Origin of the sequence: Hymenobacter sublimis, from assembly GCF_023101345.1 — a bacterium.
Taxonomy (GTDB): Bacteria; Bacteroidota; Bacteroidia; order Cytophagales; family Hymenobacteraceae; genus Hymenobacter; species Hymenobacter sublimis.
On sequence record NZ_CP095848.1, the window covers coordinates 2,190,739 to 2,214,855 of the forward strand.

The 24,117-nt window shown below is 58.8% G+C and carries 19 protein-coding genes; 8 read left to right on the top strand and 11 right to left on the bottom strand.

Annotated elements, in window-relative coordinates:
- Positions 1-54: 54 nt before the first annotated feature.
- The 3 genes from MWH26_RS09225 to MWH26_RS09235 all read right to left on the bottom strand — a co-directional run bounded on the left by MWH26_RS09225 (position 55) and on the right by MWH26_RS09235 (position 4,234).
- A complete protein-coding gene (locus tag MWH26_RS09225) occupies positions 55-1,350 on the bottom strand; it encodes a Y-family DNA polymerase (protein ID WP_247976981.1) in 1,296 nt (431 codons plus the stop codon).
- Positions 1,334-1,801, bottom strand: a complete 468-nt coding sequence (locus MWH26_RS09230; RefSeq protein ID WP_247976982.1) for a LexA family protein — start codon at positions 1,799-1,801, stop codon at positions 1,334-1,336. Before MWH26_RS09230 ends, MWH26_RS09225 begins: the two co-directional genes overlap by 17 nt.
- A gap of 243 nt (positions 1,802-2,044) precedes the next feature.
- Positions 2,045-4,234, bottom strand: a complete 2,190-nt coding sequence (locus MWH26_RS09235) for a glutamine synthetase III family protein (RefSeq protein ID WP_244696321.1) — start codon at positions 4,232-4,234, stop codon at positions 2,045-2,047.
- 306 nt (positions 4,235-4,540) lie between these two features.
- Here MWH26_RS09235 and MWH26_RS09240 point away from each other — a divergent pair, with 306 nt between their 5' ends.
- Positions 4,541-6,400, top strand: a complete 1,860-nt coding sequence (locus MWH26_RS09240) for an LTA synthase family protein (protein ID WP_247976983.1) — start codon at positions 4,541-4,543, stop codon at positions 6,398-6,400.
- A gap of 112 nt (positions 6,401-6,512) precedes the next feature.
- Here the strand turns inward: MWH26_RS09240 and MWH26_RS09245 are convergent, their stop codons facing one another.
- Positions 6,513-6,716, bottom strand: coding sequence for a hypothetical protein (locus MWH26_RS09245; RefSeq protein ID WP_247976984.1), 204 nt, complete (start codon positions 6,714-6,716; stop codon positions 6,513-6,515).
- Positions 6,717-7,254: 538 nt separating this feature from the next.
- Here MWH26_RS09245 and mtaB point away from each other — a divergent pair.
- Entirely contained in the window at positions 7,255-8,595 is a 1,341-nt protein-coding gene (gene mtaB, locus MWH26_RS09250; protein ID WP_247976985.1) for a tRNA (N(6)-L-threonylcarbamoyladenosine(37)-C(2))-methylthiotransferase MtaB, read from the top strand.
- A 90-nt stretch (positions 8,596-8,685) separates the two neighbouring features.
- Here the strand turns inward: mtaB and MWH26_RS09255 are convergent, their stop codons facing one another.
- From MWH26_RS09255 to MWH26_RS09265, 3 genes are all read right to left on the bottom strand, one after another.
- Entirely contained in the window at positions 8,686-9,366 is a 681-nt protein-coding gene (locus MWH26_RS09255; RefSeq protein WP_247976986.1) for a hypothetical protein, read from the bottom strand.
- 71 nt (positions 9,367-9,437) lie between these two features.
- Complete coding sequence (locus MWH26_RS09260) at positions 9,438-9,914, bottom strand: hypothetical protein (RefSeq protein ID WP_247976987.1); 477 nt, start codon at positions 9,912-9,914, stop codon at positions 9,438-9,440.
- Between the two features lie 415 nt (positions 9,915-10,329).
- Entirely contained in the window at positions 10,330-11,568 is a 1,239-nt protein-coding gene (locus MWH26_RS09265) for an ABC transporter permease (protein WP_247976988.1), read from the bottom strand.
- Between the two features lie 250 nt (positions 11,569-11,818).
- Here MWH26_RS09265 and MWH26_RS09270 point away from each other — a divergent pair, with 250 nt between their 5' ends.
- Positions 11,819-13,096 (top strand): asparagine synthetase B, encoded by a 1,278-nt coding sequence (locus MWH26_RS09270; protein WP_247976989.1) that lies wholly within the window; start codon positions 11,819-11,821, stop codon positions 13,094-13,096.
- 146 nt (positions 13,097-13,242) lie between these two features.
- On the top strand, positions 13,243-15,093 hold the full coding sequence (locus MWH26_RS09275; RefSeq protein WP_247976990.1) for a glycoside hydrolase family 2 protein: 1,851 nt from the start codon (positions 13,243-13,245) through the stop codon (positions 15,091-15,093).
- Between the two features lie 37 nt (positions 15,094-15,130).
- Here MWH26_RS09275 and MWH26_RS09280 read toward each other — a convergent pair whose 3' ends face one another.
- From MWH26_RS09280 to lpxK, 4 genes are all read right to left on the bottom strand, one after another.
- Positions 15,131-15,601: a hypothetical protein gene (locus MWH26_RS09280; RefSeq protein WP_247976991.1), complete on the bottom strand. Its 471-nt coding sequence runs from the start codon at positions 15,599-15,601 to the stop codon at positions 15,131-15,133.
- A gap of 91 nt (positions 15,602-15,692) precedes the next feature.
- Positions 15,693-16,289, bottom strand: a complete 597-nt coding sequence (locus MWH26_RS09285) for a MiaE family protein (RefSeq protein WP_247976992.1) — start codon at positions 16,287-16,289, stop codon at positions 15,693-15,695.
- Between the two features lie 116 nt (positions 16,290-16,405).
- Complete coding sequence (locus MWH26_RS09290) at positions 16,406-18,415, bottom strand: putative porin (protein WP_247976993.1); 2,010 nt, start codon at positions 18,413-18,415, stop codon at positions 16,406-16,408.
- Positions 18,408-19,469, bottom strand: a complete 1,062-nt coding sequence (gene lpxK, locus MWH26_RS09295; RefSeq protein ID WP_247976994.1) for a tetraacyldisaccharide 4'-kinase — start codon at positions 19,467-19,469, stop codon at positions 18,408-18,410. The genes MWH26_RS09290 and lpxK overlap by 8 nt, the downstream gene beginning before the upstream one ends.
- 285 nt (positions 19,470-19,754) lie before the next feature.
- Here lpxK and MWH26_RS09300 point away from each other — a divergent pair, with 285 nt between their 5' ends.
- The 4 genes from MWH26_RS09300 (at position 19,755) to MWH26_RS09315 (ending at position 24,086) form a co-directional block, all read left to right on the top strand.
- A complete protein-coding gene (locus tag MWH26_RS09300) occupies positions 19,755-20,486 on the top strand; it encodes a uracil-DNA glycosylase family protein (RefSeq protein ID WP_247976995.1) in 732 nt (243 codons plus the stop codon).
- A gap of 117 nt (positions 20,487-20,603) precedes the next feature.
- Entirely contained in the window at positions 20,604-21,704 is a 1,101-nt protein-coding gene (locus tag MWH26_RS09305; protein WP_247976996.1) for a Nif3-like dinuclear metal center hexameric protein, read from the top strand.
- A complete protein-coding gene (locus tag MWH26_RS09310) occupies positions 21,694-22,443 on the top strand; it encodes a zinc ribbon domain-containing protein (protein WP_244696336.1) in 750 nt (249 codons plus the stop codon). Before MWH26_RS09305 ends, MWH26_RS09310 begins: the two co-directional genes overlap by 11 nt.
- A 71-nt stretch (positions 22,444-22,514) precedes the next feature.
- Positions 22,515-24,086 carry a tetratricopeptide repeat protein gene (locus MWH26_RS09315; protein ID WP_247976997.1) on the top strand — a complete coding sequence of 524 codons (1,572 nt, stop codon included), beginning with the start codon at positions 22,515-22,517 and terminating at the stop codon, positions 24,084-24,086.
- Positions 24,087-24,117 lie beyond the last annotated feature (31 nt).

Below are 24,117 nucleotides of genomic sequence, written 5' to 3' on the forward strand. Positions count from 1 at the left end.
TTCTGCGAGTTGCAACCAAGGTTAGCAGGAACGGTCCAAGCCGACTTATCTTCCTCAAGCCCGAATCCAGAGCAAGTCTTCCCACCGGGTGGTGTAGGCAGATGTCTGGAACTGATGCTGTCCGGCCCAGGGCGCCGGGCCTCGCTCCCGGGGCACAGCCGCGGCAAAGCGCACGGCCCCCTTGCCAAAGCGCTGGTTGACTTTATCCAGTTCTGCCATGAGCGAGGCCCGGCGTTCGGCTTGCTCGTTAGGCTCAAACAGGAGAAGTTGCTGCTGGCCCGCTGTTTCTAGCCCGTCCAGCAGCACCCCGGCCTTCTTGTATACCCCACCCGGCTCCCAGATGCGCTTCAAGCCCACCCGGGCGTGGCGCAGCAGTTCTGTAGTGTCGCTAGTAGCTAAAGGTAGCGTCAGCACGGCCGAGCGCGTGTGCGGGGGCGGTTCCGTGCCATACCGGCTTTTGCTGATGAAGACCGTCAGCATGTTGACGGCCGAACCTTGCCGGCGCAGCTTCTCGGCTGCCTTGGAAGCAAAGTGCGCCACGGCGGCTTGCACAATATGAAAGTCTGAGAGCGGCTGGCCGAAGGTGCGGGTGTAGGCTATGCTCTTGCGGCTCGGGCCTCCGTCCTCGCTTGAAGCCAGCTGCTGGCACGGCGTGCCCTGCAGCTCGCGCACCAGGCGCGCGCCCACAACCCCACCCAACTGCTTGCGGGCCCAGCCCTCGCTCTGGCCCGCTAGCTGCGCAGCCGTAATAATGCCCTGATTCCAAAGCTTCTGGGTGTGCTGTTTCCCAATGCCCCACACCTCCTCCACCGGGGTCTGCTCTAGGGCCCACTGCCTGCACTGCTCCGTATTTAAATAGAGTAGTCCTTCTAGAGAGGGCGTTTTCTTAGCCAAACGGTTGGCCAGCTTGGCCAGGGTTTTGGTGGGGGCAATACCGATGCAAACGGGAATGTGGGTGCGCCGCTTGATTTCCTGCTTCCACGCCTGGGCCAATTTGCTCAAGTCGCCCTGGTACGCTTCCATACCGTGCAAGTCCAGAAAGCACTCGTCAATGGAGTACATCTCTACCTCCGGAACCACGGAACTCAGGTAGTGCAGCACGCGGGCCGACATGTCCCCATACAGGGCATAGTTGCTGGAAAATACGCGCACGTCGTGTTGCTGAATCAGGGGTTTTATCTTGAAGTAAGGCTCCCCCATTTTCAGGCCCAGGGCCTTGGCCTCGGCGCTACGGGAAATCAAGCAGCCATCATTGTTACTCAACACTACCACGGGTCTACCCTCCAGCTGGGGCTGAAAGGCCTGCTCACAGCTCACGTAGAAGTTATTGCAATCAACTAACGCGAACATGGGCGGAGAGCCGGCCGCGCCGGATTTCGGTTACTACGTGCGTGACCACACCCCACACGTCAAACAAATCGGGCTCCGTGATGGCGCGCTCCGGGTAAGAAGGATTATCCGGCACCAGAAACCAGGCCTCGCCCGCGCGTTTCACCAGGCGCTTGACCGTGAACTGGCCTTCCACCACGGCAATAACCACATCGCCGGACAGAGCCCGCAGTTGGCAGTCCACAGCCAGCAGAGCTCCGTCACGAATTCCGGACTCGCCACCCGTCATGGAGTCGCCCATCACGCGCACCAGGTAGGTGGAATCGGGATGGGGTAGCAGTAGGCGGTTCAAGTCGAGCTTCTCCCCGCGGTGGTCTTCGGCTGGGGAAGGAAAGCCCGCGGGCACCATCGAATCAAAGAACGTTAGCCACAGAGGCCGGCGAGTAACTGGGACAAAAAGCACTTCACACATACCAAACAACAAACTGGTTTGCTGCAAGTATACGACATACTAATAATTTTAGCTATTATTTTACTAATTCTGTTAGCCAAAGAAAAGAAAGTAAAAAATTTGAATTGACCTTTTCATTGAGAAAAACCAATGTAGATGACTAGCGAAAACGCAAAAAAAGCCGCCCCACCCGGAACGGCTTTTTCTAAAATCGGAGCGCGGAGAAAATTCCCACCCAACTCCGGCCCGATTCTGACCCTGGACTTAGTGCCGGAACAATAGTTCGCGGTACTTTACCAGGGGCCAGTCCTCATCGGCCACCATCAGCTCCAGCTTATCAACGGAGCGGCGAATGGTGTCGAAATGCGTCTTGACGGTGTCACAGTAGGCCACAGCCCGCTCGCGCGTATCGTCAATTTTGTTAGCCACTTTGCGCGCGTTGGTCATCTCATCTACCTGGGTTTTGATGGTAGAAATGTGCCGCGAAATGGCTTTGATAGTGTTTACGGTTACTTCCGAATTCTCGTCGTCGAGGCCTAGTTCCCGCAGACCGCGTACGTTAGTAATCAGTTTGGTCTGGTAAGCAACCGCCGTAGGGATGATATGGTTCACGGCTAGGTCACCCATTACGCGGCTTTCAATCTGGATTTTCTTGATGTAGTCCTCCAGCAGAATCTCGTGGCGGGCGTGTAGCTCCACGTGGGAGAAGATGCGGTGGCGCTCAAACAAGGAGGCGGCATCTTCCTGAATAATAGCGTCCAGAGCCTGGGGGGTAGTGGGCACGTTGGCCAAGCCGCGGGCGGCCGCCTCGTCCTTCCACTCGTCGGAGTAGCCGTTGCCCTCGAAGCGGATGTTCTTGGAGCTAATAACGTACTCGCGCAGCACGTCTACAATGGCTACCTCCTTTTTCTTGCCCTGCTCAATGAGCTTATCAACCGACTGTTTGAAGTCGATGAGCTGCTCGGCCACGATGGTGTTGAGCGTAGTCATGGCCGACGAAGAGTTGGCGGAGGAGCCCACGGCGCGGAACTCGAACTTGTTGCCGGTGAAGGCGAAGGGCGAGGTGCGGTTCCGGTCGGTGTTGTCGAGCAGAATGGCCGGAATCTTATCGATGCCGAGCTTGAGGTAAATGTTGTCGCCCTTGTCCAGGGGCACTTTGGCCGTGCGCTCCAATTCATCCAGCACCGAGTCGAGCATCGAACCCACGAACACCGACATGATGGCGGGCGGCGCTTCGTTAGCCCCGAGGCGGTGGTCGTTGCTGGCGGAGGCGATGCTGGCGCGCAGTAGCTCCCCGTAGCGGTGTACGGCCTTAATGGTAGTAATGAAGAAGGCGAGGAACTGGAGGTTTTCCTTGGGGCGGCGGCCGGGAGCCAGCAGGTTCACGCCCGTATCGGTGCTCATGGCCCAGTTGTTATGCTTGCCCGAGCCGTTAACGCCCGCAAACGGCTTCTCGTGCAGCAGCACCTTGAAGTTGTGCTTGTCGGCCACGCGCTCCATGATGTCCATGAGCAGCTGGTTGTGGTCGACGGCCAGGTTGGCGTCCTCAAAAGTCGGGGCGCACTCGAACTGGTGGGGTGCTACCTCGTTGTGGCGGGTGCGGAGCGGAATGCCGAGCTTGTTAGACTCTTCCTCGAAGTCCAGCATGTAGGCGTGCACGCGGGCCGGAATCGAGCCGAAATAGTGGTCTTCGAGCTGCTGCCCTTTGGCCGGCGCGTGGCCGAACAGGGTGCGGCCGGTCATCACCAGGTCGGGGCGGGCGTTGTACAAGGCGCGGTCTACCAGGAAGTATTCCTGCTCGATGCCTAGGGTCGTGTGCACGCGCTGTACGTCCTTGTCGAAGTACTGGCACACGTCCACGGCGGCCTTTTCCAGGGCAGCCAGCGACTTCAGCAACGGAGCTTTATAGTCGAGGGCTTCGCCGGTATACGCCACGAAGATGGTCGGGATGCACAAGGTTTTGGCCCCGGCGGTTTCAATAATGAAAGCGGGCGAAGTGGGGTCCCAGGCGGTGTACCCACGCGCCTCGAAGGTGTTGCGGATGCCGCCGTTTGGAAAGGAGGAAGCATCGGGCTCCTGCTGCACCAGGGCCGAGCCCTTAAAGTTCTCAATTGGCCGACCGTCGGAGTTCAGGTCGAAAAAGGAATCGTGCTTTTCGGCGGTAGCGCCGGTCAGGGGCTGAAACCAGTGCGTGTAGTGGGTAGCGCCCTTGGCCATGGCCCAGGTTTTCATGGCCGAAGCCACGGCGTCGGCTACGCTACGCTCCACGGGCGAGCCTTGCTTAATGGCAGCCTGCAACTTCTTGAAGTACTCGCCGGGCATGGTAGCCCGCATGGCATCCAGGTTGAAAACGTTTTTGCCAAACGTCTCGGAACGACGCTCGCCGGCAATGGTAACGGCCAGCGGCTCGCGCTGATCTACTAGTTCAAGAGCTTTAAAGCGAAGAATTGCCATGCTAGAGTTAGGCGTGAAGTAACTTTCAAGGATTATGAAGGCAAAGGTAGAAGGTAATACCAACCTTTCGCAATACCCCCTTCATTTTTTACCCCACTTTCGACAAAAGACCATATTTTACCTGTCACCCCATCTAATTTCTAGACCATTTCAGCAAAAATATGCTTGTCTTTAGAAAGTATGGCATTGGCTTTCGCACCGCCTAGTTCTATTACCGCTCACCTATCACGTAGGGCATCCGTTCAGGAGATGTTCAAATTTGCCTGACGGAATAAGGAGCTGGGGCGGGTCAACTACCTTTGCGGGGTGAAAAACCGCTTTGCGTTTCAGCCGCGCTACTTTTTGTTTTGGCTGCTCTATTTCGTTCTGGGAAAAGCCGTTTTTGTTGCCTACCACTGGCAGCAAACCAAGACGTTGTCGGGCGATACGGTGGCCGGCATTTTTGGCTACGGGTTGCGGCTGGACGGCGCGGCGGCGGCGTACTTGTGCGTAGTGCCGTTTCTGCTGTTCGTGGTGGGTAGCTTGGCCAGCTCCCGTTTTCCGCTGGAGCGCCTCATCCGCTTTTTCACGGCCGTATTCGGCCTGGTAGTCGCCGTACTCACCGTAGCCGATTTGGAACTGTACCGCGCCTGGGGGTTCCGGCTCGATGCTACCCCCCTGCAGTACCTGAGTACTCCTCGGGAAATGGCAGCCTCGGCGGGTAGCGCGCCCGTGCTGTTGTTGCTGAGTCTGTGGCTGGGGCTGCTGGGCGGCGGCTGGCTCCTGTATAAGCAGATAGTCGGTCGGTTGCCAGAACTCCCGACGGGCTTTGGCCGGGGGCGGGCCGCCCTGGCTAGCCTGCTGTACCTGGCGTTGCTGGTAGTGCCGCTGCGCGGGGGGCTGCAGCAAATTCCGGTCAACCAGAGCGACGTTTATTTCTCCAGCCGACCATTTGCCAACCACGCGGCCGTAAATGTGCCCTGGAACGTCGTTAACTCCCTGCGCTTGCAAAACGGCGGACCGAATCCGTACCAGTTTCTGCCCGACTCGACCGCGCGACGCCTGACCCAGCAGCTCTACGCTCCCACCGGCCCAGATACGGTTGCCCTGCTGCGGACCCGCCGGCCCAATGTGCTATTCATTATTCTGGAAAGCTTTACGGGCAAGCTGGTGGGCCACTTGGGCGGCGAAACTGGCGTAACGCCCACCCTGGACAGCCTGAGCCAGGTTGGAGTGTCGTTTCAGAACCTGTACGCGGCCGGCGACCGAAGCCAGAAAGGACTGGTGGCCTTGCTTTCGGGCTACCCCAACCAGCCCACAACCAGCATTATTAAGTCGCCGCGCAAAACCGAACGCCTCCCCCACCTGGCCCGCACCCTGCGCGACCAAGGGTACAGCACGGCATATTACCACGGGGGCGAGCTGGCGTTTGCCAACATGAAAAGCTACCTCGTGACGGCTGGCTATGAGCAATTTACGGAACGCAGCGACTTTACCCGCCGCGACCAGAACGCCAAGTGGGGAGCCCACGACCATGTGCTGCTAACGCGGCTACTGCAGGAGCTACCCCGGCAGCGCCCACCCTTCTTTGTTACCGCCTTTACGCTCAGCAGCCACGAGCCCTTTGACGTGCCCATGCGCCCGCGCTTCCCGGGCACCACGGAGGCGGCCCTGTTCCGCAACTCCGTGTATTACACCGACCACGTGCTTGGGCAGTTTCTGGCGCAGGCGCGCCGCCAGCCCTGGTGGGATTCCACGCTGGTAGTGCTGGTAGCCGACCACGGCCACCACCAGCCCGGCGACACGCCTAATCACGCACCAGCCAAATTCCGGGTTCCGCTGTTGCTGACGGGCGGGGCCCTACTACCCAGCGCCCAGGGCCGCCAGATCAGCACTTTCGGCAGCCAAACCGATGTAGCGGCGACCCTCTTGGCCCAGCTCAAGCTGCCTGCCACTACCTTTCCCTGGAGCCGCGACCTGCTGGCCCCGGCTCCGGTGGCCTGGCCCGGCGGTGTGGCCTTCTATTGTTTCACCGATGGTTTCGGGGTAGCGGCCCCGGGCGGCACAGTGACCTACGATAACGTGGCCCGCCGCGAGATTGAGCGCACCGGGTCAGTCTCGCCCCAGCAGCTGCGGTTCGGGCAAGCCTACGAGCAAACTTCCTTTGGGGACTTTCTGAAGAAGTGAGTGGCTTAGACAATGATTTAATTGCAACGGAAGCTTACAGCTATCTTTGCCTTCGAAAGACCACAAAAAACGACCCGTTGTGATGTACAACGGGTCGTTTTTTGTGGTCTGATTAGCTAAACGCCGCGAATAGTTCTGACAAGAACCTACTCTTGCTGTTCCGGAGGATTTTGTGGAAGGGGCTCTTGCTCGCCAGTACCAGTCCCAGTCCGTGTACCACCTCCACCAGTACCATCAGGATAACCACTGGTACCACCAGGATAACCACCACTACCACCATCAGTATCGTATGGTAGGTATCGTGGCGGTCGTCCATCACAGTACTCTATTACACCTATTCCAGTGTTTTCATAACGACAATTAGAACTGCGCTGTAACGAGACCTGCTTGGCTGTAAGGTGAGTAACAGCTTTGATTTTAGCGTTTGGAACGGCTACAATTTCCTCAGCGAACGGCAAGTGTATATTACTAGCAGCCAAGCTATTTGTAGGTAACACTACTGCCGAGAGGAATATTACGCTAATACCACTGATAAGGGGTCTGAGAAGAGTATTTAAGATTGATGACATGGTATTTAGGGAAAAATGTGAGGTATAGGTCATCGGCCAACGAACCTCAACAACAATACAGATTAGAAGCTGTGATTCCTACTACGGTTGAGGAGAAGGCCAAAATTTTATAATGCCTCATTTGCTTTTAGCTTGATGTAGGCCAGCGCACAAAGAAAAAATTAGTATATGGAATTCTCCATCAGGTAGGCTAACCAAGGATATACACTCCGGCGCTCGTCCTCCAGGTCTACCGCTGCGCTGCCGGAAACCTGCAACTTCCGCCGTATCTTTGTGGTCTTGCTTATGGAAACCAGAAAAGTTGCCTTTTATACGCTCGGCTGCAAGCTTAATTTCTCCGAAACCTCGGCCATTGGCCGGCAGTTCGAGGAGCACGGCTTCGTGAAAGCAGCCTTTGAAGATGCGGCCGACATTTACGTCATCAACACGTGCTCCGTTACCGACCACGCCGACCGCAAGTGCCGGAAGGTAGTAAAGGAAGCCCTAAAGCATAACCCCGAGGCTTTCGTGGCCATCGTGGGCTGTTACGCCCAGCTCAAGCCCCAGGAAATTGCCGAAATTCCGGGCGTGCACGCCGTGCTAGGCGCCGCCGAAAAGTTTCAGCTGGTAGAAACGCTAGCGGGCTTCCAGAAGCCGGCGGCTGGGCAGCCGGGCCAGGTGTTTGCCTCCCCCATTTCGGAAGCCACCGAGTTTCACGCCGCCCACAGCTACGGCGACCGAACGCGCACCTTCCTAAAGGTGCAGGACGGCTGCGACTACTCCTGCTCGTTTTGCACTATTCCGCTGGCGCGGGGTAAGAGCCGTTCCAACTCGGTGCAAAGCGTAGTGGAGCGGGTAGAAAAGCTGGCGGAAACCGGCGTCAAGGAAATTGTGCTGACTGGCGTAAACCTCGGCGACTTTGGCTTGCAGGGCCCGGAGCGGGAGCGAAAAGAGAATTTCTACGATTTAGTGCGGGCTCTTGATGAGGTAACAGGCATCGAGCGGTTCCGCATCAGCTCCTGCGAGCCTAACCTACTGTCCGACGAGATTATCCGCTTCGTGGCCCGATCGAAGCGGTTTATGCCCCACTTCCACATTCCGCTGCAGTCGGGCTCCAACAAAATTCTAGGCCTTATGCGCCGGCGCTACCGCCGGGAGCTGTACCAAGAGCGCGTGGCCCTGATCAAGGAAGTGATGCCGCACGCCTGCATTGGCGTCGACGTTATTGTGGGCTTTCCCGGCGAAACGGAAGCCGACTTCCTGGAAACCTACCAGTTTCTTAACGAGCTAGACGTGAGCTACCTGCACGTATTTCCGTATTCGGAGCGCGAGAACACGCTGGCGCCCACCCTGCCCGGCCGCGTCCAGGACCGCCACCGCCACGAGCGCACCACCCAGCTGCGCAGCCTGTCGGAAAAGAAGAAGCGGTATTTCTACGAGCAACACGTGGGCCTCGAAACCGCGGTGCTGTTCGAAGACGACGTGACCAATGGCCAGATGGAAGGGTTTACCCCCAACTACGTCCGGGTAACTGCCAAATATGATCCGCTGCTGGTGGGTGAGCTAAAGCGTTTGCGGCTGGTAACGGTTAATGCGCAAAACCTGATGGAGGCCGAGGAGCTTGGCGTTGAAGTGTTTCAGCACTAAGAAATAAATCCAGTATTTCTCAAAAGCAAACGGCCGCCGCGTACTACTACGCGGCGGCCGTTTGCTTTTGCAAGTTGGCTAGAAGCTAGCCTATCGAGCAAGCTGACGTTGCATCAGGTCCATCATTTGTTGCATCAGGCGCTGCTGGTCCTGTAAATGCTGGTTGCGCAACTCGGCCAGAGCCAGTTGGTGGGCCATTTGCTGGGTATACAGGGCCGTTTGCCAGCTGGTATCGGCTACCGGCGCCGCAGCTGATGCGTTAAGTGCGGGGCTAGCTACAGGTAATGGGCTAGTCGTCGCGGGCGCTTCGGGCAAAGCTTCGGTAGGACTGCTTATTGGTTCAGGTGTGGAAGGCGCGGGAGTTGGTGGCGCAACTGGTTCAGGAGCCGTTGTTGGCACTACCTCAGCTATAGCACCGGGTACGGCCGCAGCTGCTGAGGCTACTACCGAGGTGGCAACTGGGGCTGTAGCATGGGCCACCTTTTCATTCTGCCGGACGGGGGTACTGGGTAGCGAGTTCGGCTGCGCCTGAGAAGAAATTTCTTCCGTCAGCATTGGTCCAATACCCTGCAACAGCCACTCTTTTGAAACACTTGGGTAAACCTCAAATACTTTACATAAAAGGTCAAAGCCTGGTTTATTCCTCTCGTCAACAAGGTGCTGGATAACGGTAGCCGTCTTGTCCAGAGACGCGGCAAACGCATTTTTACTGATACCCAAATGAGAAATAAGTGCCGTGAAGCGCTGCCCGACAGTTGCTGGATTTGCCATATACCCAAATGCTATTTTACGCAAATGTATACAAAACAGACATATATCCTACCAACCGAATAATCAGCCGGCTACTTCTTGTCCTTCTTTGCCTGGGCTACCGGTTGCAACAGCGGCCGTAGCTGTAGGCGCGCGAAGGGAAATACGTACGTTTCGTCCGGTAAGAATTCGAATTCAGTACGATTCAGGCTTACGTGATGGAACAGCAGAAGCGCATCAGGGCGTAGGGCAAAGTGCGTGAGGCTGGCTTCGGCCCCATTGGCCGTATCAAGGCGCAGGCCGCGCTGTGGGGTGGCATTCCAGTCTTCCATCTCGTACAGCTCGCTCACGCGGGCAAGCTGAGCAGAATCTCCGTAGTCAGCAGCTACTTCAGCCATCTTGTCGCGTAGGCGGCGGCTGATGGCGGCTTGCAACCGGCGACCTAGCTGAGCGGGCGAGTCCGCCACTAGATCCGCTAGCGTGAGCAAGCGGCCAATTCGCAGATCGGATGTTAAATGCTCGGTATACGGGTGCACGAGGCCATGATACTCCAGTTGGTACCCGACCAAAAGCAGATAATTTTGGTTGAGAAGCACTTCGTACCTAATGCCGCTCGTGCCGTCGCCACTGGTTCGCCAGCTCCTCAGCTCCTCATCGTAGCAGCACTCCCGCGCCACCTGAGCTAGTTGCCGGCGCGGGCTGGCGGTTGAATCTACTGTGCCGGTACCAGCAGTAACAGGGTCCAGTAGGAGCCGGTTAATACGCCGGGCTACGGCGGCGTTAGGCAACCGAATTTGAAGTACCTGGAAGGACTCGCTTCCCGGACCAGCGGTGATTGTGTATACCTGCGCGTGCTCACCAGGGCGGGTTTGCGCCAGAGCTTCCAGTCCTGTACTTAGTAGGGCCCCTACCCCTAGCAGCCACCACGCCAGCTGTTTCACTTGCCAGATTGGTTTTGCGTAATAGTAGCCTCTTTACTCGAATCTACTCGAAGCGTAGGGACTCGATGGGGTCCAGGGCGGCGGCCTTACTGGCCGGGTAGTAGCCCGAGGCCAGGCCCACTGTCACGCAGATAACCAGCCCGACAATCATCCAGAGCCAAGGCACAATAAAGCCCCCGCTGCCCACCAGCAAGCTCACGCCGTTACCCATGCCTACCCCCAGCAGAATGCCCAGGGTGCCGCCCATCACGCAGATAACAATGGCCTCAATCAGGAACTGCTGGCGGATTTGCAGGGCCGTAGCGCCCAGGGCCTTGCGGATGCCGATTTCGCGGGTGCGCTCCGTTACCGACACCATCATAATATTCATCAGGGCAATACTGGCCCCCAGCAGCGTGATGAAGCCCACCAGAAAGCCGCCCATGCGTAGGTTGCCCGACAAGGAATCCAGCTTGCCGGCCAGCGAATCGCTGCGCTCCAGCTCGAAGCTGTCCTCCTGGCCCAGGGCATCGTGGCGCACGGCGCGCATGATGCCGCTGGCCTCGCCCGTGAGGTAGTTCAGGTAGTTGGCATCCAGCGTGGCCGTTTTGATGTCGAAGGTGAGGCCCCGCTGCCGAGGGAGCTGATTGCCGGTTTCCAGCGGAATAAGCACGAGCCGGTCGGCCCCGCCACCGCCCATGCTGCTGCCGCTTTTCTCCAGCTCGCCCACCACTAGAAAGCGCCGGCCCAGCAGGTACACGTACTGACCCAACAGGCTTTGGTTGGGGTAGAGCTTGTCCTTGATTTCCCCGCCCACAATGGCCACGTTCGCTCCGCTACCCAGCTCGGCCGGTGAGAACATCCGACCTCCCTTGAGGTTGTAGTTTTGGATCATGAGGTAGTTTTCGTCGCCGGCTACTACCTGCATGTTAGGGTTGGTTTTCTTGCCGTTGGCCTTGACTTCCACAGCACCCGCAATAAAGGCCGACACGCCCACCTTGGCCTCCTCCCCGATCTGGGCCTTGTACTGTCGGGCCTGCAAATACGTAATGGCCGGGTACGTTTTCTGCTGCACCCCGCCGCGGCGAGACCGGTTATTATAGCCTTTGGCTTTGATTTCAAAGGAGTTAGCTCCCAGGCTGGCAAACGTCGTGTTCAACGACGCCTTGATGGCGTCAATGGCCGTCAGGATGCCTACCAGCGACATAATGCCGATGCTTACAATCAGGGCCGTCAGGATGGTCCGCAGCAGATTGCTGTTGATGGAACGAAATGCCTCTTTGATGTTTTCCAGCAGATGCATAAGGACAGCAAGTAGACGCGGACGCGAAGAAGTTGACTCGGGCTAAACGTGCGCTTGGCAACGTATTGGCAGCAGCACCCGGCCGTGCAAGGTAGCGGGTTTCACGTAAACTCCCACTGGCATTTGCTACCTTTAGAAGGACAGATCTAGACGTTTTTTTCGGTTGACGCGGATTCCTTGTCTGCTTTGGCTCCCAGGCGTACTGGGAGCAGCGGATAAGGTCGAAAGCTTCCTGTTTCGCTTGTTTACTATGACAATTTCTCGTCTGATTGCGCTGGTGCTGCTCCTGGCAACGGCTCTGCTTCGGCCGGCCGCGGCCTGGGCCAACCACATCTTCATCCCGATGGATAACACCCAGAAGGAGCACCTGAAAGCCTACGGGGTAGCCTACTGGCTGCTGGGCAAGCAGGTGGAGGTTGACTGGCTGCTCAACTACCGGGGTGGGGCCTTTGCCTGCGACGTGGTGGCCGGGGCCGAAAACGAGTTGGCCGTGCGCGGGGTAACCTACCAGGTCATCAGCGAGGCCCAGTACACCAGCATCCTCTCCGAAATAGCCGACCCCAACGCCAACATGGACGTGATGAAGCTGGAGAAGGTGCCCAAAATTGCGGTGTACACCCCCAAGGGCAAGCAGCCTTGGGACGACGCCGTGACCCTGGTGCTGACCTACGCCGAAATCCCCTACACCCAGATTTACGACGACGAAGTGCTGCGCGGCGACCTGCCCAAGTACGACTGGCTGCACCTGCACCACGAGGACTTCACGGGCCAGTACGGCAAATTTTACCGCAACTACAGCAGCCGCCCCTGGTACCAGCAGCAGCAGCGCGAATCAGAAGCCACGGCCAAGCGCAACGGCTTCAGCAAGGTAAGCCTAATGAAGGCCGCCGTGGTGGTGAAAATGCAGGAGTTCATTGCCGGCGGGGGCTTTCAGTTTGCCATGTGCTCTGCCACCGACTCCTACGACATTGCCCTGGCCGGCCTGGGCGTGGACATGGTAGAGGGCATGTACGACGGGGACCCGGCCGACCCGGCCGCGCAAGCCAAACTCAATTTCAACCGCACGCTGGCCTTCCAGAACTTTCACCTGGTGCGCGACCCGCTGGAATACGAGTACTCCGACATTGACATGGACCCGCGGGAGCGGCGCGTGTACGAGGACAACGACTACTTCCAGCTGTTCACCTTCTCGGCCAAGTACGACCCCGTGCCTACCATGCTTACCCAGAACCATGAGCGCACCGTGCACGGCTTCATGGGCCAGACCACAGCTTTCCGAAAGTCGCTGATCAAGCCCGACGTAGTGGTAATGGGCGACAATAAGGCTTCTAATGAGGTCCGCTACATGCACGGCACGCTGGGCAAAGGCACCTGGACGTTCTACGGGGGCCACGATCCGGAGGACTACCAGCACTTTGTGGAGGAAGAGCCCACCGACCTGGCCCTGCACCCGAACTCGCCCGGCTACCGGCTTATTCTGAACAATATTCTGTTTCCGGCGGCGAAAAAGAAAAAGCAGAAAACCTAACCTTCTGCCTCCTTACGTACTTACACTCAAGCTGAAAGGCCTCGACGCGGAAAGCCTGCGCCGGGGTTTTTTCCCTTTAATCTACTGCTAAAAGTATCCGGCTACCTACTAAACTCGTTTGTAGCACTCACACCAAACTTGCTGTTATGCCATCCTCTGCCTCTAACTACGGTTTCTCAACTGCTCAAAAAGACGTGCGCTCGGCTAACCCGCTGCCGCGCGCAGTTCTTCGCTCGAATAATTACCTGTTACTGGATGGGGAATGGAATTTTGCCCTGGACTCGGAGGACATTGGCCTGCGGGATGGTTGGTACTTGGCGCATCCTTACGAGCAAATAGCCAATTGGCCCGGCTCGGTGGAGGAGCACATGGCTAAGTATCAGCCCCAGGCTCCGGCCTGGCAGGATAAAGTGGTAGTCTGGTACGAGCGAGAGTTTACCTTGCCCGAGCGCGGCGACGACGGCACCCACTCCCTGTTCCAGCTCACGTTTGGGGCCTGCGGCTACGAAACCCGGGTGTGGCTTAACGGCTTCCTGCTCAGCACTATTGAGGGCGAGGACGTGCACTACGGCGAGTACACCTCCTTCTCCTTTGAGCTGCGCGAGGAACACCTGCGGCCCGTCAACCGCCTGACCGTGCGCATCGTGGATACAATGGATGCCGAGACGCCCCGCGGGAAGCAGGAGTCGCACGTGTACAAGCGGGGCGGCATTTGGTACCAGACCTACACGGGCGCCGTACGCAGCGTGTGGCTGGAGATGGTAGAGCGTAACCGCCTCCGCTCCCGCGTGGGGGTTGATAGCGTCATTGAGGACCAGATGGTGCGCTTCAACATGACCACCCGCATCCACGACCCCGGCCTGTACACCCTGCGCCTGCAGGTATTCGACCGGGTAGCGCCTACCCCCCAGCCCCTGGCTACCGCTGATTTTCCGCTCCGACTAGAGGCTGGGCAGCGCCAGCAGCGGGTAGTGATGGAGCTGCCGGGCGCCAAGCTCTGGGCACCTGGCTCGCCTAACCTGTACCGCCTCGTGGCCCAGCTTATCGACAGCGAAGGGTATTCGGCGGAAATTGAAACTCACTTCGGCCTGCGCAAAATTGAGTCGCGCGGTACGTACGTGTACCTCAACAACGAACCGATTTATCTGGACGGCATCCTTTACCAGCCGGGCACGGCTACCTACGAGGAAATGCAGCGGCACATGCACGCCATGCAGGCCCTGGGCTGCAACTTAGTGCGAGTGCACATTGCCGGCGTCGATCCGCGCATTTACAACTTAGCCGATGAGCTAGGCTTGTTGCTGTGGATTGAAGTACCCAGCCCGCACTCCTCTACTAGTAAGAGCCGGGAAAATCACCGGGCCGAGCTGCTGCGGATGCTGGCCCTCACGGAGTCTCACCCGTCGGTGGTTATTTGGAGCCTATATAACGAGGACTGGGGCGCCCAGGACATTGCCACCAATGCCAGCACCCGCCGCTACATCGTGGACATGTATCACTACATGCACATCAACCACCCGCAGTTTTTGGTGGTAGATAACGATGGGTGGCAGCATATTTCCCAAGAAGGCCGTTTGAAATCCGACCTGCTGACGGCTCACGTGTACACGCCGGAGCTCACGCGCTGGTCGGAACTGCTGGACCGCATGGTGCAGGGCGACCTAAACAACGTGGCCGTGCTACCCCTTGTGATAGGTGACCCGTTCTTCTACGGGCGGCAGAAGCCGCTGATTGTCAGCGAGTGGGGCGGATTTGGTTTCGCTGATTACGGCGGACCGCAAAGCTCAGAAGAGCGGACGGAGCGTATCCGGCAGTTTAAGTTGGAACTGCGCAAGCGCCCCATTGCCGGCGACGTATACACCCAGGCTACTAACATCGAAGACGAGCGAAACGGCCTGTTGGACCCCCACACCGGAGAGCTGTCGGTGCCGGAGGGCCTGCTAGCCTCGCAAAGTCCTTCTCCCAACGAAACGAAAAGCGACAATAGCGCCTCGTAAGCTACTACCGCTGGCTAAAACCGCCGACTTGTCCGGGCTATTTCGACAGACGCACAATCTGCCGGGGTAGCTCGGGCAAGTCGGCGGTTTTATCTGGGTCCGTGGCCAGAGTCAGCTGAATCATAACCGGCTGGCCATTAGCTACTCCGTAGGCAATTAGCTCGTAGGCCATGCCGCCCGCTTCGGTTGGGTAACTCAGGCGAAACCCTTTGCTGGGCGAGTTCATAATAAAGCAGTCCAGGGGCTGCCGTTCGGTGTGCTTGTGCTTCTTCTGGATCTGCTGCGCGAATTGCTCCGGAAAGGTGCGCATCATGTTGTAATCCAGATACATCCACGTCATCTGGTAATCCTGGCAGCGCACGGAATATTTTGATTCAGGGGTGCAGCCAGGAGTTAAGGCCAAGTCGAGGCCACAGAAGTTGATGGTGGGCCCAGCAGTCGGCGCAGTTGTTTGGGCTATGACCCAGCCTGGGGCCAGCAGAAAAAAAAGCAGAAGAAGTTTTTTCATTCAGTCGCACGTACAATTCCAAGGCCAATATAGGCGGCGAGGAGTGCGAATGAATTAGAAGCGCACGTTAGGCTGCGTATTTTTAGGAAAGCTAGTGCATCCGGTCGTCGCGCACCGGTAGGCTCGTAACAATTTCGCCCTCAATCTTGAGCAGCTCCTGCAACCGGGCGTCTACCTCCTGCGGGTCGCAATACTTCTTAGCCAAGTCCACGTAGCTCACGAAGTGGCCAGCTTCGGAGGCCATCAGCTCGTAATAGAACTGGCTTAGCTCGGGGTCCGGGATATGCTTCCACAACAGCTTGAACCGCTCGCAGCTACGCGCCTCTATCAGAGCGCTTACCAGAAGCTGATCCATGAGCTGCCGCTCGCGGGGTCCACCCTTCCGCACATGGGTCATGAGCTGCACCACGTACTCATCGCGGCGGGGACGCCCAAGCTCGTGGCCCCGTTTGCGCAGCTCCTGCAACACCCGCGCAAAATGCTCCCACTCCTCAGCTACCAAGGCCGTAAGCTCTTCCACTAAGCGGGTTTTTTCGGGATATTTTACAATCAGGGAAATGCCGGTACTGGCCGCCTTCTGCTCGCAGTAGGCGTGGTCTACCAGTATATCCACAATGTTCTTGCTAGCAATGTCCACCCACCGGGGGTCAGAGTTCAGCTTCAGTTTCAGGATGGTTTTCTCTTTCATGGTTGTGGAGACTTGGGGCTTGAGGGGCTTGGGGATTAATTGACGTTCAATAAGTTGCGTTGTTTCTTATAGAAACATCGACTAAGCCCCCAAGTCCCTAAGACCCCGAGCCCTTATTAGTTAAAGAACTGCCAGCGGATGCCAAACTCGAAGCGACGGGGCAGGCCGACATAATATGGGGTAGTGTAGTAGCCTGACTGGGGCAGGAACTGATTGATGTAGGCCATCTTCAGAAATACGCCTACCGTTTTGATGTCCCCGCTCAGAAACACATCCACCAGGGGCGTGTTCCGAATGGTGAAATGGTCCTGAAGGTAGAACTGCTGGGTGCTGGGGCTGTAGTCGTAGGCCTTCCAGCGGGACTGGAAGTAGGCCTGCGCGCCAATCTGGCCCAGCAAAGCTTTTTTGAACACGTACCCCTGATAGTACAGCCGAGACGTACCCACGAGCTTCGGCACCCGAATGCCTTGCTTATCATCTTCAGCGCCCAGCGTGTAGGTAGCCTGATTATCAAAGAAAACATGCCCCACGTTGAGGCGGTAGCGGGCCATCAGGGTGGTGAGCTGTTGGGCCTGGCCCCGCTGGGTAGGCAAGGCCTGCTGGTTGTAGTACACCAGGTTGCTGATGTTGGCCACGGTCCCGACGGCCTCCAGGTAGTGGCGGCTCAGCTGCTGGGCAACTCGCACCCTCAACTGCTGCACCTGGGTGTTGCTGAAATCGTTGTTCCAGCGGTAGTGGTTGCCGAACAACTCTTGCTCCGTGAGTGTAGGGGCATAACTGGCCAGGAGCAGCTCTCCGCTCAGGGGCCCGAGCCGAGCAATGCCGCGGGCCCAGTACTCACTGTCCGTAATGTTGGTGACGGGTCGTAGCTCCCCGGCGGTTTCAATGGCGAATTGCCGGTAGCGAAAAGCCGCCGTACCACCTAGAAACAGCTGGGTCCCGTTACGTTCAGCCAAGGCTTGTCCTAGCACCGCTGGCTCACCGAAAGCGGCGCGGGTTACCAGCGAATACGTGCGCTGACGGCCGTACAGCCGGTATTCTACGGTATTGCTGTTGCCCATTACCCCTACCGTATTTTCCAGCTGCCGAAATTCGGCCCGGTCATCGGTGGCGGCGGTACTTAGCAGCAGGGCCGGGTAAAACTGTACGACGCCTGCCTGCTGCACCAGTCGGTCATCGGTGTATTTGTTGAGTTGACGGTTCCAGTCGAACACGTGAAATACGGTGAGGCCCCGGCCCAGCAAACGGTAGGTGTGGGCTAAGCGCACCCGGTCGCGGGAGTCACGGTTCACGGCGTTGGTCAGGCGCACCTGTTCCCGCTGGTAATCAAATAGCCGGGACAAATCAATCTTTCGGCCGTCAGAGCCCTCCAGCGTATCGGTGGGCAGGGGCTGAATGCCTCCCTGCTCCACGGCCCGGTGCCGGGCCGTACTGAAGTTGGCTAGGGCGTGGTACCGGTCGTCGGGCGACTGGTAGCGCACGAAGAACAGGAAGTTGCTGTGCTCCACTTGCCCAATTTGGGTGCTGGTAACGGCCAGGTACTTGTTGGAGCCGAACCGCTCGTAGGCGAATCCTACGTTGAAGGCCTTCTTGACACTGCGCGCGTAGGACAGCTCGAACACCTGCTCGTAGGGGTTGCCCTGGAAAAAGCGGAAGAAGGTGTAGGGCGAGCGGGTATCGTAGTAGGGCACCGTAGCGGCGTCGCGCACGTACCGGTCGAACACGTTGCGACCGAGGCGGGCGCCTAGCTGCAGGTTTGGCTCCCAGAGTAGGCGGCGCGAGGCCGTTCCGAAGTTGCCCAGGTCTTGCTGGTAGGTGCTGTCGTGCACCCAGTAGCGGTTTTGGGGTAGGCGCGTGAGCGTGGTATCCACCATGCGCCCCAGCGTATCGCCCCGGAAAATATCGGCCTCCCGCAGAATGAACGTGGTATGCGCCCCGTAGCGCACCTTCGTAGAATCGTCGATGACCTGGGCATGGGCCGTACCGGCTAGCAGGCCCGCACCCAGGAGCAGGGCCGCCGCCAAACCCGGCCGGTGCGACCGGCGCACCCGGCAGCTTACCGGGGCGGAATCAGAAAAACGGACGGCAGGTGCTTGTGACAACGAAAACAGCAGTGGTTCAGACAACAGCGTAGGGCTGAAAGTACGGGGTCAGCAGCTCGGCCAGCCGGGTTTCCCCGTCGGCCAGAAACCGCACTTCAATTGGAATGTAAAATACGGGCATAGCGGCCACAATTGCAGCTACGGCCGGTTCTAGCAGGCGGGCCGCATCTTTCTGCGTGGTCAGAACGCTTTGGCCCGGCCGTAATTGCGCGGCTAGTTGGTGGAGTTCCTCGGCCTGAAATACGTGGTGGTCGGGAAAACTGGCGTGATGCACCACCCGGTAGCCCGCCGCCCGCAAATGCTCTAGCAAGGGCCCGGGCTGGGCAATGCCCGTGAGCAGTACTACCTCAGCTCCGGGCAGCTGCAAGGGGCCCGCCGTCACGGGCACGGGCGCGCCGTACTCGTAGCAGGAAAACAGCACAGGCACGCTGGGGCGGGCGTAGCGCCGGATGCGCCGGGTTATTTCCTGCCGGATGGTGGCGGAAAGCTGGGGCGCACACTTGGTTACCACTACTACGTCGGCCCGCACGGCCCCGGCCCGGCTTTCGCGCAGCCGCCCGGCGGGTAGCACGTAGTCCTCGTAAAAAGGCCGGGCCTGCTCCGTGAGGAGCATGGTGAAAGCCGGCTGCACGCGCCGGTGCTGGTAGGCATCGTCCAGCACGATGGCCGTAACGGCGGGTTGCTGTGCCAGCAGTTGCCGAATGCCGGCTACCCGGTCCTCGCTTACGGCCACCGGTACCTGCTCCGCGAAATGCCGGAACTGCTGCAGGGGCTCGTCGCCGATGGTAGCGGCTGAGTCGGCGGCCGTGGCTAAGCGGTAGCCGCGGGTGGCGCGGCCGTAGCCCCTACTAAGCAGGGCTGGCCGCTGCTCCCGGCTCTGCAGCCAGGTTACCAGCCAGGCCACGTGGGGCGTTTTGCCCGTGCCCCCTACCCGCAGATTACCAACGTTCAGCACGGGCACCTGCGCAAAGCTAGTGCGCGGCTTCAGCCCGGTGCGGTACAGCCAGTTGCGCACGGCCATGACACCGGCATACAGCCAGCTGGCGGGAAGCAGCAACAGGGTAAGGAAAGAAGGCATGCGTGAAGAGTGGCGCGAATTGCAAAAGTAACGGGTTCGGCGGGGTGTAACCGCCCGGCCAGTAAGGAATGGGGCATTAGCACGCACTTCTCACCCTATACTTCTGATTACCAACATTAAATGCGTAAAAAACCAGTCTCCGCTCAAGCGCACGGATGATGTGGCCACCGCGTAGGTTCGGCTACCTCGGCTACTGGAGCCAATCATTGCTAACAGGTAAGGTCGGCGGCTGTCCTCCCTGGCGGGCAAACTTGTCGTAGAATATTCTGCCCCTACTCGTTTTCTATGTCCTTTTCCGACCGGCTGCTGCATTTTCTGACGAAGTTCCCTTCGCCGCCACCGCTACCCGATGGGGTAACGGCCTTTAGCCCCTACCAGGAGCCGACGCCGCGGGCCTTGTTTAGGCAGTTTGCTCAACAGTATTATACTGGCGACCAACCCCGAATAGCGCTGCTGGGCATCAACCCCGGTCGCTTAGGTAACGGCCGCACCGGGATAGCCTTCACCGATCCGGTGGCGCTGGCCGCCTGGGGCATTGCCAACGAGCTGCCCCGCCGCCGGGAACCCTCCAGCGAGTTTATTCAGGCCGTAGTGGAAGCCATGGGCGGACCCGCGGCCTTTTATCAGCATTTCTTCCTAGGCTCCCTGTATCCGCTGGTGCTACTGCGCAACGAGTTGAATTACAACTTCTATGATTCACCGGCTGTGACGGCCGCGCTCTGGCCCAGTATCCAGCACGGGCTGCAACAACAGGTGCACGAGGTAGGGCTGGCGCGGCACGCGGCCATTTGCCTGGGCCGGCGCAACGGACTGTATTTCAACCGTCTGAATGAGGAGTTGCAGCTCTTCGACCAGATTCATGTGCTGGATCATCCACGGTATTTGATGCAGTACAAGCGTAAGCACCTGGCCGAGAACGTCGCGCGCTACGTGCAGGTGTTAAGGTCAATTAGGAATGAAGAATTAGCTGATGCCGCGCCCCATATTTGCGCGTCACCAGCGGCGCCACCCGCCTGAGGTTGGGAGGCCGGATTATCATAGCCAGAGTGTTGTTTAGCACCGGGACACAGATAAGTGTCCCCTCGGCCTCCTTGCCCATTCCTCATTCTTGATTCCTAATTCCTTACTACTTCCATGCCTACCGTCCAAGACCTTGCCCGCGTGCTGGAGCGGGTCGCGCCCCTCGCCTACCAAGAATCCTACGACAATGCCGGCCTGCAGTGCGGCAACCCGCAGATGGAAGTTCGGGGCGTGCTGATTGCGTTGGACTGCACCCCAGCGGTAGTCGATGAGGCCCTACGCCGCGGCTGCAACGTGGTAGTGGCCCATCATCCGCTCATTTTTAAGCCTCTAAAACGCCTGACTGGGGCCAACGAGGTTGAGCAAACCCTGCTCAAGGCCATCCGGCACGACGTGGCCCTGTACGCGGCTCACACCAACCTCGACAACGTGCGCCAGGGTGTTAACCGCAAGCTGGCCGAAAAGCTGGGCCTGCAGAATCTGCGCATCCTCGACCCCAAGCCGGGGCTGCTGGCCAAGCTCATTACCTACGTGCCGCCTACCCACACCCAGGCCGTGCTCGACGCCCTGTATGAGGCCGGGGCTGGGCAGGTGGGCGACTACGCCGGATGCAGCTTCCGCACCGAGGGCATCGGCACCTTTACGCCCGGCGCCGACACCACTCCCTTTATTGGGCAGCCCCAGGAGCCCGAAACGGTACGCGAAAACCGGGTGGAAGTGCTCCTGCCCCTGCACCTGCAGGGCGCCGCGTTGCGGGCCTTGCGACAAGCCCACCCCTACGAGGAAGTAGCCTACGAAATTATCCGGCTCGAAAACGTAAACCAGGAAGTGGGTTCCGGCATGGTTGGGGAGCTGCCCGCGCCCCTGAACCCACAGGAGTTCCGCCAGCTGCTGAAAACGACCCTGGGTGTGCCCGTGGTTAAGCACACTGAGTTTGCTAGGCCCATTACCCGGGTAGCATTGTGCGGCGGGGCGGGCAGCTTTCTGCTGGGCAAAGCCCGCGCCGCCGGAGCTGATGCCTACGTTACCGGTGACCTGAAATACCACGAATATTTTGGGGCGGAAGGCCAGTTGCTGCTCTGCGACGTAGGTCATTTTGAGAGCGAGCAGTTTACCGGCGAAATTTTCCGGGATTTGCTTGCCGACAACTTTGGAAGTACTTTTGCGCTCTTAATTGCTGAGACCATCACCAACCCCGTCCGTTATGATTTCTAATCCCTCCGCGGAAACCCCCGTTGCCAGTAAGCTGGAAGCCCTTCTGAACCTGCAGCGCATCGACTCGCAACTGGACGAAATCCGGCGCGTACGCGGCGACCTGCCCGAAGAGGTTCGTGACCTGGAGGATGAAATTGCGGGCTACGAGGTGCGCGTGGGCAAATTCGACGAGGAAATTGCCGCCCTCAACGACCAGATCAAGCAGCGCAAGCAGAACGCCAAGGATGCTGATGGCCTGATCAAGCGCTACGAAGACCAGCAAACCAACGTGCGCAACAACCGCGAGTACGAGGCTATTGCCAAGGAAATCGAGCTGCAGAAGTTGGAAATTCAGATTTCAGAAAAGAAGATCAAAGAAGCCCAGTACCAGATCGAGCTGAAGAACACCGAAATCAGCGGTACCAAGCAGCGCCTGGAAGAGCGGAAGAAAGACCTAGACAACAAGAAGGCCGAGCTGGAAACCATTGTAGGGGAAAGCGAATCCGACGAGAAAAAGCTCATGGACGAGCGCGGCAACGCCGTGCAGCCCGTGGAGGACCGCCTGCTGATGGCCTACACCCGTATCCGCGGCAACGTGCGCAACGGGCTGGCCGTGGTAACGGTTAAGCGCGACGCCTGCGGCGGCTGCTTTAACACCGTACCGCCCCAGCGCCAGGCCGACATCATTGCCCACAAGAAAATCATCGTGTGCGAGCACTGCGGCCGCGTACTCGCCGACGTAGAAGCTCGCAACGCGTAAGCTTCGGCTTCGGCTTCAGCATGAACAGATGAATTGAAAAGGAACGGCCCGGTGCCGTTCCTTTTTTGCTTATGCCCCACCCCAACGCGGACTTTCACCGCCTCCTGCTTGTGTGCCCCGTAGTTTTCCGGCAGTTGCTGCCGGGGTTGCTGGCCGTGCTGTTACTGGTCGGCAGGGCCAGTGGTACCTCGTGGCCGCGTCAGCTTACGGCAGCGCAGCAGATGGAAGTGGCCCCGGAGGCTACCTCGCAAACCAGCCTGACCGCCGTGCAGGCGCGGGCTTACGTTGAGGTGCTAAAGATGCGGCCCACCGTAGCCCAACAGCTGCTGAGAGCCGCCGCGCCAACTGCCGCGGGCACTCTGCTAGTGCAGGATTGCCTGAGCATTACGGAATTGCTTGTTAGCCAGGATGCCAGCCGCTATCAGGTCACAATAGAAGCTCAGACTCAGCGGTTGAAAGTGTTGGAGAAAGCCGCGCCGGGCGCGCTGCCAGCCTACGCCCGCGCCGAAATTCGGCTGCACCAAGCGGCGGCGCAGGTAGTGTTTGGCCATGAGGTGCAGGGAGCCTGGAGCCTGCGCCAGAGTTACCAGCAGATGCAGCAGGTAGTACGCCAGTACCCCCGGTACCTACCGGCGCGTAAAACGCTGGGCATGATGCAATTCTTTATCGGTTCGCTGCCGGAGTCGTACCGGTGGTTTCTGAAGTTGCTAGGGCTGCCGGGCAGCGTGGAGGCGGGACTGCACAACCTGCGCCTGGCCGCTACCCAGCCCAACGATTTTCAGTTGGAGGCGCGGCTGATTCTGGGCCTGCTGGAGGAAACGTACTACAAGAAGCCGGATGCGGCCCTGGAATTAGTCGAGGGCCTGCACCGCCAGCAGCCTGATAACCTGCTCATCAGCTACCTGCTCATTAGCCAGCATAAAAAGCAGCACCACACCGATGCAGCCCTGGCCGCTTACCGGACCCGCCCCACCGGGCCCGACTACCTGGCCCTACCTTACCTGCAGCACATGGCCGCCGACTTACTGCTTTATCAGGGCCAGTATGCCGCCTCGCTGCGGGCCAACCAGCAGTTTTTGCAGCAGTACCGGGGGCAGCACTACCGCAAGGATGCCGCCTTTAAGCTATACTTGGCCGCTTGGCTTAGTGGCGATGCGGCCGCCGCTGAGCAGTACCGCCAGCAGATTGGCCGCAGTGGGCGCACGGTGCTGGAGGAAGACAACTACGCCCAGCGTTTTTTCGAGGACCAGCTCCCGCTCAATAAACTCCTTACCCGCGCCCGCCTCCAGATTGATGGGGGCTACTACCGGCCCGCCTTGCTCACCCTCAACAACTTCCGGCCCGGCGCCGCTACCCCCCTGCGCGACCGGCTAGAGGAGCCTTACCGCCGGGCCCGGGCCTGGCACCTGCTCGGCCGCCCCGACTCGGCCCGTCTGTTTTATGCCCGCACCATTGCGCTGGCCGGGAATGCTCCTTACTACTTCGCCCCGCAATCGGCCCTGCAGCTGGGCTACCTCTACCAAGTGGAAGGGCAGCGTAACACGGCCAAAGTGTATTTCCAGAAAGCCCTGGCCTACCCCCGTCACGAGTACAAAAACAGCACCGATACCAAGGCCAAGCTGGCCCTGAAAGAGGTAGAGTAGCGCCGCCCCTGGTATTACCTGTTTACTACCC